The sequence below is a fragment of the Mycobacterium sp. TKK-01-0059 genome (assembly GCF_000709305.1).
GTDB classification, from domain to species: Bacteria; Actinomycetota; Actinomycetes; order Mycobacteriales; family Mycobacteriaceae; genus Mycobacterium; species Mycobacterium intracellulare.
Window position 1 is genome coordinate 1907625 of record NZ_KL446993.1, and the last position, 13603, is coordinate 1921227.

Below are 13603 nucleotides of genomic sequence, written 5' to 3' on the forward strand. Positions count from 1 at the left end.
GGGTGGGTGCCGCCGGGCTCAGTGCTGGAGGAACGAAAAGTTCGGCAGCGGCGGCAAGCCGGGCACCATGGCCAGCAGGCTGGGCGTGTGCTGCTGGTTGGGCAGCGGAGTCTGCGCGGGGAGCCGGGCCGGGGCCGCGGGTGTCGTCTGGGCGAGCGGCACCAACGGGGCCGTGGCGGGGGCTGGGGCGACCGGGGCAATCGGAGCCGCCGGGGCGACCGGGGCCGCTGGGGTGGCCGGGGCAGCCGGAGCCGGGGCGACCGGAGCGGCCGGGGCGGTGGCGGGTGCCGGAGCGACGGGTGGCTGGGCGGGTCGCCCGACCGGGGAGGCGGCCGGGGCCTGCGCCGGCGCCGGGGCGGCCCCACCGGGGGCGGCGACCCGGAAACCGTTGATGATGGCGTCGGTCGCCGGGGCGTCGGCGACGCTGACCGCGCGGTCGGTGGTCACCGCGAGCGAGACGAGGTATTTGTCGGGTCCCGACGTGGCGATGACGTGGCGCCGGGACGTGTTCAGCGTCAGGTCCCCGTCGCGGTAGGTGCCCTCGACGATGGACGACGGGAAGCCACCGAAGTCGGCCATCGAGGCATTGGTGGGCTGCCACGCCGGCAGTTTCTGGCTGTCGACGTAGCCGTGGGTGATCGCCTCTTTCGGATCGAAATCCCCGAGCAGCTTGTACACCACCACCTGGGCGTTGGAGGAATAGATGCTGCTGCCGCGCCGATCGGCGATGACCGCGAACGCGTCGGGCACGTTCGGGTCGGGCACCTGGGTCCAGCGGGCGGGCACCGGCAGCGTGATGTCGAGCGCCTTGAAGTTCTGCGGCTTCTGCGCCTCGAGCTTGACGCCCTTCGACTGCAGGAATTCACGAATCGTGCCGGAGGTCGCGGGAACGGGAGCCGGGGCCGCAGCCGGGGCCGGAGCGGCAGCCGGGGCGGCCGCGGCGGGTGCCGTCGTTCCTGGAGTCCCGGCGGTGGCCGGCGGCGCCAGGGGAGTGGCCGCCTGCGGCGCGGCGAGGTATCTGCTCGGAGGCACCAGCTCGGGCCCGAGGTTCTGCGGCGCCTGCGCGGGGACGGCGGGAACCGGTGCCGGCGCCGGGGGCAACGGGTCCGCCGATGCGGTGCCGCTCGCAACAACCGCCAAACCCATCAGGCCGGCGACTATGCCGCCGAGAAGTGCCCGGTGGACGGGGACGATGTCTATCATCTGCGTCGGTCCTTCCCATGGCTCAAATACCAGAAGCCGTCGATAGTGGCCGACTGTAACTAGAGGTCAAAGGCGGTGAACAGGCCCGAAATACACCTGGGATGAACCCCTGATCGGCGCGCAACGGAACCGAGACCAACCTGTGGCCGGCGAACGGCCGTGTCGGCCCTTATACCCTGTTCAGGTGACCGAATCCCCGACCACTTCGACAGGCAGCGGCCCTGGCGCCGCCCAGCCGGACACCGACGCGCCGCCGCATCGTTACACCGCGGCGCTGGCGGGCCGGATCGAGGGCGCGTGGCAGGACAACTGGGCGAAGCTGGGGACGTTCAATGTGCCCAACCCGGTCGGATCGCTGGCGCCGGCAGACGGGTCTTCGGTCCCCGACGACAAGTTGTTCGTGCAGGACATGTTCCCCTACCCGTCGGGGGAGGGGCTGCACGTCGGCCACCCGCTGGGCTACATCGCGACGGATGTGTACGCCCGCTATTTCCGGATGACGGGCCGTAACGTGCTGCACGCGTTGGGGTTTGACGCGTTCGGGCTGCCCGCCGAGCAGTACGCCGTGCAAACCGGCACCCACCCGCGCACCCGCACCGAGGCCAACGTCGTCAATTTCCGGCGCCAGCTGGGCCGCCTGGGGCTGGGCCACGACAGCCGACGCAGCTTCTCGACCACCGACGTCGAGTTCTACAAGTGGACGCAGTGGATCTTCCTGCAGATCTACAACGCCTGGTTCGACACCGCCGCCAACAAGGCGCGTCCCATCGCCGAGCTGGTCGCCGAATTCGATTCCGGGGCGCGCCGGCTCGAGGACGGGCGGGACTGGGCCGCTCTGTCGGCGGGGGAGCGGGCCGACGTGGTCGATAGTCACCGGCTGGTCTACCGGGCCGACTCGATGGTGAACTGGTGCCCCGGGTTGGGCACCGTGCTGGCCAACGAAGAGGTGACCGCCGACGGCCGCAGCGACCGCGGCAACTTCCCGGTGTTCCGGAAGCGGTTGCGGCAGTGGATGATGCGGATCACCGCCTATTCCGACCGGCTGCTCGACGACCTCGAACTGCTGGACTGGCCGGAGCCGGTCAAGGCCATGCAGCGCAACTGGATCGGCCGGTCCACCGGCGCGAAGGCGCTGTTCGCGGCGACCAGGGCAGATGGCGAGGCGGTCGACATCGAGGTGTTCACCACCCGGCCCGACACGCTGTTCGGCGCCACCTATCTGGTGCTGGCCCCCGAGCACGACCTGGTCGACGAGCTGGTCGCCGCCGCCTGGCCCGACGGGACCGACCCGCGTTGGACGTATCGCGCCGCGACGCCCGGCGAAGCCGTCGCCGCCTACCGCAAGGCCATCGCCTCGAAGTCGGACCTCGAGCGCCAGGAGAGCAAGGCGAAGACCGGCGTCTTTTTGGGCAGCTACGCCACCAACCCCACCAACGGCAAACCCGTGCCGATCTTCATCGCCGACTACGTCCTGGCCGGGTACGGCACCGGGGCCATCATGGCCGTCCCCGGCCACGACCAGCGGGACTGGGACTTCGCCCACGAGTTCGGCCTGCCCATCGTGGAAGTCATTGCCGGCGGGGATATTTCGGAAGCCGCCTATGCCGGTGACGGGGTGCTGGTCAACTCCGGTTACCTCGACGGCCTGGACGTGGCTGCCGCCAAGGAAAAGATCACCGCCCGCCTGGAGTCCGAAGGCCGGGGCCGGGCCCGCATCGAATTCAAGTTGCGCGACTGGCTTTTCGCCCGCCAGCGGTACTGGGGTGAACCGTTCCCGATCGTCTACGACAGCGACGGGCGCGCGCACGCACTCGACGAAGCCGCCCTGCCGGTCGAGCTGCCCGACGTGCCGGACTACTCGCCCGTGCTGTTCGACCCCGACGACGCCGACAGCGAGCCCTCGCCGCCGCTGGCCAAAGCCACCGAATGGGTGCACGTCGAGCTGGATCTCGGCGACGGCCTCAAGCCCTACACCCGCGACACCAACGTGATGCCGCAGTGGGCCGGCAGCTCCTGGTACGAACTGCGCTACACCGACCCGCACAACTCGGAACGGTTCTGCGCCAAGGAGAATGAGGCCTACTGGATGGGCCCGCGGCCGGCCGAGCACGGACCGCAGGATCCCGGCGGAGTCGACCTGTACGTCGGCGGCGCCGAACACGCCGTGCTGCACCTGCTCTATGCGCGGTTCTGGCACAAGGTTCTCTACGACCTGGGACACGTCAGTTCGCGGGAGCCCTACCGCCGGCTGGTCAACCAGGGCTACATCCAGGCCTTCGCCTACACGGACGCCCGAGGGTCGTACGTGCCGGCCGAAGAGGTGGTCGAGCGGGACGGCCGTTTCGTCTACCCGGGACCCGGAGGAGAGGTCGAAGTCTTTCAGGAGTTCGGCAAAATCGGTAAGAGCCTCAAGAATTCGATCTCGCCCGACGAGATCTGCGACGACTACGGCGCCGACACGCTGCGGGTCTACGAGATGTCGATGGGTCCGCTGGAGGCCTCCCGGCCCTGGGCGACCAAGGACGTCGTCGGGGCCCACCGATTCCTGCAGCGCGTGTGGCGGCTGGTGGTCGACGAACAGACCGGTGAGACGCGGGTGCTCGACGGGCAGGAGCTCGCCACCGGCACCCTGCGGATGCTGCACCGCACAATCGCCGGAGTCGCGGAAGACTATGCCGCACTGCGCAATAACACGGCCGCGGCCAAGCTGATCGAATACACCAACCACCTCACCAAGGAGCACCGTGAGGCGGTGCCCCGCGCGGCGGTCGAGCCGCTGGTGTTGATGCTGGCGCCCCTGGCTCCGCACCTGGCCGAGGAATTGTGGTTGCGGCTGGGTCACACCACCTCGCTGGCGCACGGGCCGTTCCCGGTGGCCGACCCCGCGTACCTCGTCGACGACACGGTGGAATACCCGGTGCAGGTGAACGGCAAGGTCCGTGGACGCGTGACGGTGGCAGCCGACGCCGACCAGGACACGTTGAAGGCCGCCGCGCTGGCCGACGAGAAGGTTCAGGCGTTCCTGGCGGGCACGAACCCGCGCAAGGTGATCGTGGTGCCCGGCCGGCTGGTCAACCTGGTCGTGTAACGCCGCTACCGACCGGCCGGCCGAAGCATCACCTCGTGGACGTGCCCGTCGGGTGGGGTGGCCACCACGTTGGCGACCGCGGCCGCAACGGTTTCCGGCTTCAAGAACTTGGCGGGATCGTAGCTTCCGCCTTCGAATTCGATGAGTTCGCGTTGCATGTCGGTGTCGGTGCGGCCCGGATAGACCGTGGTGACGCGCAAGTCCGGCTCGTCGTTGCGCAGGGAGTCCGCGAAGGCGCGGACGGCGAACTTGCTGGCCGAATAGGAGGCCATGCCGGGCGAGACGTTGCGGCCCGCTCCGGAGTTGATGAAGATGACCTGGCCACGGGCGCGTCGCAGCGCGGGCAACAGCGCCAGCGTGAGTTCCACCGGCCCAAAGACGTTGACGGCGAAGGTGGCACGCCACTCGTCGACGTGGGAATCGGCGACATTCCCGGGGATCGACAGTCCCGCGTTGTGCACGAGCACGTCGAGTTCGTCCACGATTTCGCAGGCGGCCTCGATGTCGCCCCCGTCGGTCAGGTCCAGTGGAAAGGTGGTGGCATCGAGTCGCTCCGCGACCCCGTCGAGGCGATCGGATGGACGGCCGGCCAGCAGCAGGGTGTGCGTCGGCGCCAGCGCCGTCGCGATCGCCGTACCGATCCCGCGTCCGGCGCCGGTGATGAGTGCAGTGGGCATGTGGGAAAGTCTACCCAGACCGGAACGGCAGGCGAAAAGCGTTGAACGCCAGCAGCTTTCAGGCTTCCTGGCGGGCGGGCGGCACCCCGGCCGGCCCGGATGTGGGATCGCCGGAGGCCAACCGCTCCAGCGGTGCCAGCGCCTTCATCAGGGTGTCGAGGTCGTCGGTGGGGAGCTGGCTGAGCATCGCGGCCAGGGCCGCGCGGCGGTTGGCCAGCGACTCACCGTGGACGGCTCGCCCGCGCGGGGTGATGTCGACCAGGACCGCCCGCAGGTCGGACGGGTCGCGGGAACGCTTGACCAACCCCACCTTCTCGAGCCGCCGGATCGCCACGGTCGTGGTGGGGGTCCGCACCCGTTCGTGTGCCGCCAGATCGGTCATCCGGATCGGCCCCTGATCGAGCAGGGTGACCAGGATCGACAGCTGCGCGAGGGTAAGTTCCCCGGCGGCGGCCCCGCTGGGGTCCCCACGCCGGAGCATGGCAAACAATTTGGACAGCGCACGGTGCAAACCTTCGGCGAGCTCGGCAACCTCGGCCGGGTTCGATTCGCTGTCTGCCATAAATCGGGAGTCTAACCCGTTATCAGATGCTTACAAGGTAGCTATTGCCCATTAGGCGGTGGGGATCAAAGCACTTGGGACAAAAACCGCTGCAGCCGTTCGGTCTCGGCGGCTTCGAATATCTGCTCGGGCGGACCCGATTCCACGACCTTGCCGTGATCCATGAAAACCACCGCGTCGGATGCCGACCGGGCGAAACCCATTTCGTGGGTTACGACAACCATTGTCATGCCGTCGGCACCGAGGTCGGCAATGAGTTCCAGGATTCCCTTGACCATTTCGGGATCCAGCGCCGAGGTCGCCTCGTCGAAAAACATCACCTGCGGCGACATCGCCAGGGCGCGGGCGATCGCCACGCGCTGCTGTTGGCCTCCCGATAGCATGCCGGGGCGGGAACCGGCCTTGTGTTTCAGGCCAACTCGGTCCAGCTGCGTCAGCGCCAGATCGCGCGCCCGGTCGGCGGGCAGACGCCGCAACTTGCGCGGTGCCAGGGCCACGTTGTCCAGTACGGTGCGATGCGGGAACAGATTGAAATGCTGGAACACCATGCCGATCCGCTGGCGTAGCTGATCGGGATCGTCTTTCAACACCGACCTGCCGTCGAGCAGGATGTCGCCGCTGTCCGGCTCATGCAAGCGGTTGAGCGTGCGCAGCAGCGTCGACTTGCCCGAGCCGGACGGCCCGATGACCGCCACCGTGCTGCCCGCGGGGACGTCGATATCGACGCCGCGAAGCACCGCGGTGCCGTCCAGTGTTTTGTGAATACCGTTGCACGCCAAAGAGACTGGCGAACGGGCGACGACGCTGGAACTCACGTGATCTCCTGGCCGAACGTCGAGGTGAGCATGTCGGGCCGGTCCTCGGGGTCGACCGCGGCGCGACCGCGGCGCAGCCGAGCGTCGATGTAGTTCACCAAATGCGTTAACGGCACAGTCAATATCAGGTAGAAGGCGCCGGCGGCGACGAGCGGCGACAGGTTGCCGGTCTGCGCGTTGAGGTCGCGGCCCACCTGGAACAGCTCCCGCTGGTCGGCGACCAGGCCCAGGAAGTACACCAGCGCAGAGGCTTTCAGCAATGCGATGAATTGATTGACCAGCGCCGGCAGCACCCGTCGCACGCCCTGGGGCACCACCACCAACCGCATCGCCACCGGATAGCTGAACCCCAGCGCGCGGGACGCTTCCAACTGGCCGGGATCGACGCTCTGGATCCCCGAGCGCAGGATTTCGCCGATGTAGGCGGCGGCCATCATCCCCAACGCGGCAACGCCGATCGGATACGGGTTGTTGTTGGTCAGCCCGCCCACTATCGGCCCGACACCGAGCCCGATGATCAGGATGATCACCACTTCCGGGAGCCCCCGGAAAACGTCGGTGTACACGCGCGCCGGCCAGCGCAGCCACCGCGACTGTGATATCCCGGCGATGGCCAGCAGCATGCCCAGCGTCAGCCCGATCGCGCTGGCGCTGCTGGTCAGGATCAACGTGTTGGGCAGCCCCGTGCTGAACAGAGCGGGAATGGCCTGCCGGTACATCTCCCAGTCGAAGAACGAGTCACGCAACTGCGCAAGCGTCGACTTGGGCGCGGCCGGGCCCACGTTCTTGTGGTGTTGACTCGCCGCGATGGCGGCGAAATCCGGCAGGACCGGCGGGGGCGCGGCCAGCGATCCGGGCTTCCAGCCCGGCGGCAGGGTGCGGGGAACCCACTGCGAGTACAGGTTTGACCAGGTGCCGTCGGCGATCACGGCGTCGAGCCCGGAATTCAGTGCGTCCACCAAAGGCTTGTTGTCCTTGGCCACCGCGTACGCCACGAAGCCCTCGTTGCTGAAGGCGTGCGCCACGATCACCGCCGGATCGCCCCGCTGGATCGTGCTGGCCGCCTCCCCGGCCGGCGCCACCCACGCGTCGATCTGGCGCGTCTTGAGGCTGGCATACACCGTGGCGAAGTCGGGGTACTTCACCGGCTGCAAATGCAGATTGTCGACGACGTAGGACTCTTCGACGGTGCCCTGCACGACGCCGATGCGCTGCCGCGCGGTCAGATTGCTGAAGTCTTTTATGGCGGAGCCGGGGGGCACCACCAGCGAGTAGTAGCCGAAGTCGTAGCCGTTGGTGAAGGCGACGGTCCGGCGGCGCTCCTCGGTGGCCTTGATCGACGAGGACCCGACGTCGAAGCGGTGCGTCGCCACCTGTGCGAGCAGCCCGGCGAAATCCGTGCCGACGAAACGGACTTGAAGACCGAGCTTGCGGGCGATCGCCCGCAGCAGCTGGTTGTCGAACCCGCTGTACTGGCCGGTGGGGGTGATGCAGATGTGGGGCGGAGCGCCCGAGAGGGTGCCGACGGTCAACACCCCCGGCGTGCCCAAACCCAGGGTGTCGACGTTCACCGAACTCAACGGCTCGACGCCGGGCGTGGTGTGCTCGTCGGGCCGGCCCATGGCGCCACTATGGGCCAGTTCCTCCGGTAACACGGCCGCGCTCTTCGGGCCGGCGGGCGCGCATTGGTTCCGATCGGCCGCCGCGGGACCGGCCAGCGTGATCGACGTCGACCCCCACACCACCAGCAATGTCGAGGCCAATGCGAACAGCTTGGCAAGGCGCGTGGCGCGCCGGCGCACGGGCAAACTCATCACTGCCACCGTATCGACCCGGCGGCGGCACGGCCCGGACAGCGCCGGTTCTACAGCGCCAACGACGCTTCGGCCGAGATCGCCTCGCCGCCGGTAATCACTTGAAGGGGGCCGGCAGCCACGCGTCCGATGTCGTCGGACGGCGTGAAGACCCTGCGCCGAACCAGCTCGGCAAGCATGGTCTGGGCCATCAGGTAGGAGCGGTCGACGCAGGCCGCCCGCGCGGCGTCGGGATCGCGGCGGTGTATCGCGGAGTTCTCGTCCTCGTAGAACGGCAGTATTTCCTCGCGTCCGCCCTGATAGGTCGTCCAGAACAGGCGGGGGATGAGGTTTTGCGAGGCGCGGATCGTCGCGTGCAGCCGCGGCCCGGCGTACTCGTCGTTGACGGTGCGCCGATATTCGGCGGCGATATCGCTGAACGCGCGCGCATCCTTGGCGGCGCGCAGCGAGCGCATGAGGGTGTCGAGCTGCCCCAGGATCCGCGGGGTGGGACTGGTCGCCGCGCGTGCGGACGCGATCCCGTTGAGCAGCCCGTCCAGTTCGTGGTGCTCGAGGACGGTGGCTTCATCGAAACGCTCGACAAAGGCGCCGCGGTGGTACCGGGTGGACACAATGCCGTCGTGCTCGAGTTGGACCAGTGCCTCCTGAATGGGGACCCGACTGACTCCCAAGCCCAGCGCAATTTCGTTGCGGTCGACGCGGTCCCCGCTGCGCAGCTTGCCGGTCAACAACAGGTGGAGGATGTGCGAAACAACCAGGTCCTTTTCTTTGACCCCGTATTTCTTCGGCATCTTTTTGTCGAATCTCTTTCGCGCCGGTTCGGCCATCTGGCGCTGAGAGTTTCTCACGAATTGACGCGCGCGTTCACGAGTTTGGCGAATGAACCCGGAGCAAAGCCGGCGGCCACCCATTCAGCGGTTATTGCGCCACTTGCATAACGCTTCGGCGTCGCTCAGGTCGTAACCCGGGCCGTCGCATCCCACGGTCAGCAGTGTGACGCCGAGGCCGACCAGCGTTTCGGCGTTCGCCAGCAGTTCGCCGCCGTTTTTCACGGCCGCCGAGCGTTCGATGCCGGCCGGATCGCGACCGACGTCGGCGCAGTGGCGCGCCAGGACCTCCGACTTGGCCGGGAACTCGTCGGCGGCGGTGAAGCTGTGCCAGATGTGCGCGTGTTCGGCGACCAGTCGCAGCGTCTTGCGTTCGCCCCCGCCGCCGATCAGGATCGGGATCTCCCGGGTGGGCGCCGGGTTCAGCTTGGCCAGCCGGTTTTTGATCCGGGGGAGCGCGGTCGCCAGGTCGTCGAGGCGACTGCCGGCGGTGCCGAATTCGTAGCCGTACTCGTCGTAGTCCTTTTGCTTCCACCCCGAACCGATGCCGAGGATCAGTCGCCCGTCGGAGATGTGGTCGACGGTGCGGGCCATATCGGCGAGCAGTTCCGGGTTGCGGTAGGAGTTACATGTCACCAGCGCACCAATCTGAATGCGCGACGTCTGCTCGGCCCAAGCCCCGAGCATCGTCCAGCATTCGAAATGCGCGCCGTCCGGATCGCCGTAGAGCGGGAAGAAGTGGTCCCAGTTGAAGGCGATGTCCACGCCGATGTCCTCGCACCGGCGCACGGCGTCGCGGATCTGACCGTACTGCGGAGCGTGTTGGGGTTGTAGCTGCACACCGATACGAACAGGAAGCTCAGAAGTCATGGCTCCACCGTAGGCCCCGTCAGGCCACCGGCGCCGCCTCGATCCGTTCGCGCACCACGCAATGCGTTCCGCTGTACACGGTGGGCATGCATTTCATGCAGTGGATGCACAACCCTTCGGTGGCGGAACCCTCTCGAAAACGGTTGACCAGGAAGGGATCTCGTAGCAGTGCGCGGGCCATGGCGACGAACTCGAACCCCTCGGCCAGGGCGTCTTCGACCGTGTCGAGCCGGTTGATGCCGCCGAGAAGGATCAAGGGCATCGACATCGCCGCGCGGAACTGGCGCGCAAGTGCTGAGAAGAACGCCTCTTCGAACGGATAGGCCCGGAACAGCCGCCGGCCCATCACGCGCAGACCCAGGCCGACCGGGCGGGGTTGGGAGGCGATGAATTCGTCCATGGGGACGTCGCCGCGAAAGTAGTACATCGGGTTGAGTAGCGAGCTGCCGCCGGTCAACTGCAACGCGTCGAGGTGCCCGTCGGACTCCAGCAGCCGCGCCGTGGGGATGCTGTCGTTGAGCCAGAAGCCGCCCCGCACCCCGTCGTCCATGTTGAACTTGGCGGTGACGGCAACGGAGTCACCGACGGTGGCCCGGACCCGTTCGGCGACGCGACGGGCCAGTTCGGCGCGGCGCACGGTGTCGCCGCCGTAGCGGTCGGTGCGCCTGTTCAGATTCGGGCTGAAGAACGAACTGAGCAAATAGCCATGGCCCATGTGGATTTCGAGCGCGTCGAATCCGGCGTCGACCGCGTTTTGGGCCGCTGTCCCGAAGCCGTCGACGACCGCGTCGAGTTGTTCGGCGGTGGCCGCGCGAACCAGTCCCATGGCCGGCGCGCTCACCCGGGTGGACGGCGCCAGCGTCGGCGTCCGGTTCGACAGCGTGTTGGCGACCAGCCCGGCGTGGCCGATCTGGGCGCACACGAGCGCACCCGCAGCATGCACGGCCTCGGTCAGCCGGCGCAGCTGGGGCACGCGGTCGCGGTCCAGCACGACGGTGTCGCGGTGAACGCGGCCGCCCGGGGAGATCGCGCAGTAGGCCACGGTCGTCATCGCGGCCCCGCCGCGCGCGACCTCGGTGTGGAAGTCGATCAGCGCGTCGCTGACGGTGCCGCGCGGCATCACGCCCTCGAACGTCGCCGCCTTGATGAAGCGGTTCTTCAGGGTGAGGGGACCCAGCCGCAGCGGGCTGAATGCCAGTTTCGATACCATTGGCACCGAAATATAGCACGACGGGCTGATCACAGAGCGGAGAACCACGCATGCGCGTAGCGGTGACGGGCGGAACCGGATATCTCGGCGCGCATACGGTGCGCGCATTGATCCAGGCCGGTCACGAGGTGAAGCTGTTGGCCGCCCCCACCGACCCCACCGCCGTCCTCGACCGGCTACGAACGCTCGGTCCCGTGACGGTATTGACTGGTGACGTGAGGTCCGCCGCGACCGTCGAGGAACTCCTCGCCGGAGCCGACGCCCTATTGCACGCCGCCGGCGTCGTGGGCACCGACGAACGCCGCGCGCAGTTGATGTGGGACGTCAATGCCTATGCGACGGAAGCGATCCTGACCCGCGCGGTCGCCCTCGCGCTCGACCCGGTGGTGTTGGTCAGCAGCTACAGCGCGCTGTTCCCGCCGCCCGACGGCGTCATTTCGCCCGACTCGCCCACGGCGTGCGGCCGCAGCGCGTACGCGAAGACCAAGGGGTACGCCGACCGGGTCGCGCGGCGGTTGCAGGAGACCGGCGCGCCCGTGGTGGTGACGTACCCCTCGAGCGTCGTGGGACCGGCCTTCGGCACCGCCCCCGGCGTCACCGAACAAGGGTGGGCGCCGATCGTGCGGTGGGCGGTGGCACCGAAGGTTCGCGGCGGCATGCAGATGGTCGACGTCCGTGACGTCGCCGACGTGCATGCGCGGATCATGCGGGCCGGCCGCGGCCCGCGCCGCTATGTGTGCGGTGGGCAGCTAGTCACCTTCGACGAGATGATCGACGCGCTCGAAGAGGGGCTGGGCCGGCGGGTGCGGCGCGTGCGGCTATCGCCGGGCGCGTTGCGCGGTATCGGCCGCCTGGCCGACGTCGCCGGCCGATACATCGCGCTCGGCGACGGCCTCAGTTACGAAGCGGCGCTGCTGCTGACGGCCGCAACCCCCACCGACGACAGCAAGACCGTGGGCGACCTCGGAATCACGTGGCGATCCCCGAAAGCCGCGATCGTCGAGTCACTGCGGGTGGGACGCGGCGACGGCCGTGATCAACAGCTGCGCGATCCGGTTTCGTAGGGTCTCGGAGTCGTCCTCGACGGCGACCGTCGTGACGAACAGCGCGGCCCCCGCCGCCATCGCCAGGGTTGCCCGGCCGTCGACGTCGGCTCGGCGGCGCTTGGCGGGCGTCGTCGCCTGCACGTCGTCGGCGAAAAGCTGCACGGCCGGCCCGCTGAACCTTGCCCACAGGTCCCGGCGTAAGTCGTCGTTTTCGCCGAGGGCCAGCAGCAGACCCGGGACCGCGGCCCGCACGTCGGGCCTGGCGAACAGCTCGTGACTTCCGCGCACCACCCAGTCGATCCAGCCGGTCAGATCGGTACCGGAAAACGGTGCCAGATCAGGGGTTTCACCGAGGATGGCGTGCAGCACCAGTTCCGCCTTGGACGACCAGCGACGGTTGAGGCTGGATCGCCCGACGCCGGTCCGCGCCGCCACGAGGCGCATGCTCAACCCGTCCCACCCGACCTCGACCAGCAGGTCACGGGTCACCGACAGCACGCGCTCGTCGATCGAGGTGTCACGCGGCCGCCCGGAGGCCCTGGCGCTGCGGTCGTGGTCGGTCATGACGGCTCAGGGTGCGTCGAGCACCCCGCGCAGCAGGTCGATCAGCGCGAGGGGTTGGTCGCTCTGCACGGAGTGCCCCGAGTTCTCGACCACGTGGGCGGCGCGGAAATGCCTTGCGCGACGGGCGAGTTCGGCCGCGTCATCGTCGCTGACGAAGCCCGAACTGCCACCGCGCACGAGCGTCACGGGTGCGGACAACGCGTCGACGTCGTCCCACAGGCCGGAGAAGTCGGGGAAGGTGCGGATGGCGTCGTAGCGCCACGTCCAGCTGCCGTTGTCGAGCTTGCGGGAGTTGTGGAACACCCCGCGGCGCAGCGCCTTCACCTCGCGGTGCGGCGCGGCGGCGATCGTCAGGTCCAGCATGGCCTGGAAGCTGGGGAACTCCCGTTCGCCGTGCATCAGCGCGACCGTGCCCTGCTGCTCCTTGGTCATCTCGGAATGGCGTTGCAGCGCCGAGGGGGTGACGTCGATCAGCACGAGTTCCTTGACCAACTCGGGTGCCACCGCGCCCAGCCGGATCGCGGTCAGCCCGCCGAGCGACATGCCGACGACGAGGTCGGCCGACGGCGCGTGCTCGCGCAGGATTGGCAGCAAGGTGTCGGCGTTGAGCCGCGGCGAATAGTCGCCGTCCTCGCGCCAGGCGGAGTGGCCGTGGCCGGGAAGGTCGACCGCCAGCGCGGGCTCACCGAGGCCGACGATGACCGTGTCCCAGGTATGCGCGTTCTGTCCGCCGCCGTGGATGAACACGATGCGCGGCGCAGCGCCGCCCCAGCGCAGCGCGCTGACCTTGCCTTCACCCGTGCCCGATTCGACGCGTTCGACGTCGGGCAGCGGGCCGGACACCCCGGCCTGCTCGGCGTTCTCATGCAACAGCGCGAATTCAGGTAGCTGCGCCAGTTCGTCCTCAGATACGTCGGTCACGATCAT

General features: G+C 68.4%; 12 protein-coding genes. 2 read left to right on the forward strand and 10 right to left on the reverse strand.

Annotation, left to right across the window (positions count from 1 at the left end):
• Positions 1-18: 18 nt before the first annotated feature.
• Positions 19-1203: an LpqN/LpqT family lipoprotein gene (locus K883_RS09205; protein ID WP_036454309.1), complete on the reverse strand. Its 1185-nt coding sequence runs from the start codon at positions 1201-1203 to the stop codon at positions 19-21.
• A gap of 184 nt (positions 1204-1387) precedes the next feature.
• Between K883_RS09205 and leuS the strand changes: the two genes are divergently transcribed.
• The gene (gene leuS, locus K883_RS09210; protein ID WP_020821280.1) at positions 1388-4291 is read left to right on the forward strand and encodes a leucine--tRNA ligase; all 2904 of its coding nucleotides are present in this window, start codon (positions 1388-1390) and stop codon (positions 4289-4291) included.
• A gap of 5 nt (positions 4292-4296) precedes the next feature.
• Here leuS and K883_RS09215 read toward each other — a convergent pair whose 3' ends face one another.
• The 7 genes from K883_RS09215 to K883_RS09245 form a co-directional block, all read right to left on the reverse strand.
• Complete coding sequence (locus tag K883_RS09215) at positions 4297-4968, reverse strand: SDR family oxidoreductase (RefSeq protein ID WP_008262630.1); 672 nt, start codon at positions 4966-4968, stop codon at positions 4297-4299.
• 58 nt (positions 4969-5026) lie between these two features.
• The gene (locus K883_RS09220; protein WP_008262632.1) at positions 5027-5530 is read right to left on the reverse strand and encodes a MarR family winged helix-turn-helix transcriptional regulator; all 504 of its coding nucleotides are present in this window, start codon (positions 5528-5530) and stop codon (positions 5027-5029) included.
• Positions 5531-5595: 65 nt separating this feature from the next.
• The gene (locus K883_RS09225; RefSeq protein ID WP_008262634.1) at positions 5596-6345 is read right to left on the reverse strand and encodes an amino acid ABC transporter ATP-binding protein; all 750 of its coding nucleotides are present in this window, start codon (positions 6343-6345) and stop codon (positions 5596-5598) included.
• Positions 6342-8159, reverse strand: coding sequence for an ABC transporter substrate-binding protein/permease (locus tag K883_RS09230; RefSeq protein WP_008262636.1), 1818 nt, complete (start codon positions 8157-8159; stop codon positions 6342-6344). The genes K883_RS09225 and K883_RS09230 overlap by 4 nt, the downstream gene beginning before the upstream one ends.
• Positions 8160-8209: 50 nt before the next feature.
• Positions 8210-8950, reverse strand: coding sequence for a GntR family transcriptional regulator (locus tag K883_RS09235; protein ID WP_014710756.1), 741 nt, complete (start codon positions 8948-8950; stop codon positions 8210-8212).
• Positions 8951-9070: 120 nt separating this feature from the next.
• Positions 9071-9856, reverse strand: coding sequence for an LLM class F420-dependent oxidoreductase (locus K883_RS09240; protein ID WP_020821284.1), 786 nt, complete (start codon positions 9854-9856; stop codon positions 9071-9073).
• A 19-nt stretch (positions 9857-9875) separates the two neighbouring features.
• Positions 9876-11066, reverse strand: coding sequence for an NADH:flavin oxidoreductase (locus tag K883_RS09245; RefSeq protein WP_036454311.1), 1191 nt, complete (start codon positions 11064-11066; stop codon positions 9876-9878).
• A gap of 50 nt (positions 11067-11116) precedes the next feature.
• Between K883_RS09245 and K883_RS09250 the strand changes: the two genes are divergently transcribed.
• Positions 11117-12130, forward strand: coding sequence for an NAD-dependent epimerase/dehydratase family protein (locus tag K883_RS09250; RefSeq protein ID WP_036454313.1), 1014 nt, complete (start codon positions 11117-11119; stop codon positions 12128-12130).
• Here the strand turns inward: K883_RS09250 and K883_RS09255 are convergent.
• Positions 12071-12676, reverse strand: a complete 606-nt coding sequence (locus K883_RS09255) for a TetR/AcrR family transcriptional regulator (RefSeq protein WP_036454316.1) — start codon at positions 12674-12676, stop codon at positions 12071-12073. The genes K883_RS09250 and K883_RS09255 overlap by 60 nt on opposite strands.
• A 6-nt stretch (positions 12677-12682) precedes the next feature.
• Entirely contained in the window at positions 12683-13603 is a 921-nt protein-coding gene (locus tag K883_RS09260; RefSeq protein WP_020821287.1) for an alpha/beta fold hydrolase, read from the reverse strand.

What these genes read in the sequence shown, in the direction of transcription:
- K883_RS09215 (WP_008262630.1), bottom strand. Translation starts at nt 4,968, where the DNA reads ATGCCCACTGCACTCATCACCGGCGCCGGACGCGGGATCGGTACGGCG.
- K883_RS09260 (WP_020821287.1), bottom strand. Translation starts at nt 13,603, where the DNA reads ATGATCGTGACCGACGTATCTGAGGACGAACTGGCGCAGCTACCTGAA.
- K883_RS09230 (WP_008262636.1), bottom strand. Translation starts at nt 8,159, where the DNA reads ATGAGTTTGCCCGTGCGCCGGCGCGCCACGCGCCTTGCCAAGCTGTTC.
- K883_RS09255 (WP_036454316.1), bottom strand. Translation starts at nt 12,676, where the DNA reads ATGACCGACCACGACCGCAGCGCCAGGGCCTCCGGGCGGCCGCGTGAC.
- K883_RS09235 (WP_014710756.1), bottom strand. Translation starts at nt 8,950, where the DNA reads ATGCCGAAGAAATACGGGGTCAAAGAAAAGGACCTGGTTGTTTCGCAC.
- K883_RS09205 (WP_036454309.1), bottom strand. Translation starts at nt 1,203, where the DNA reads ATGATAGACATCGTCCCCGTCCACCGGGCACTTCTCGGCGGCATAGTC.
- K883_RS09250 (WP_036454313.1), top strand. Translation starts at nt 11,117, where the DNA reads ATGCGCGTAGCGGTGACGGGCGGAACCGGATATCTCGGCGCGCATACG.
- K883_RS09245 (WP_036454311.1), bottom strand. Translation starts at nt 11,066, where the DNA reads ATGGTATCGAAACTGGCATTCAGCCCGCTGCGGCTGGGTCCCCTCACC.
- K883_RS09240 (WP_020821284.1), bottom strand. Translation starts at nt 9,856, where the DNA reads ATGACTTCTGAGCTTCCTGTTCGTATCGGTGTGCAGCTACAACCCCAA.
- K883_RS09220 (WP_008262632.1), bottom strand. Translation starts at nt 5,530, where the DNA reads ATGGCAGACAGCGAATCGAACCCGGCCGAGGTTGCCGAGCTCGCCGAA.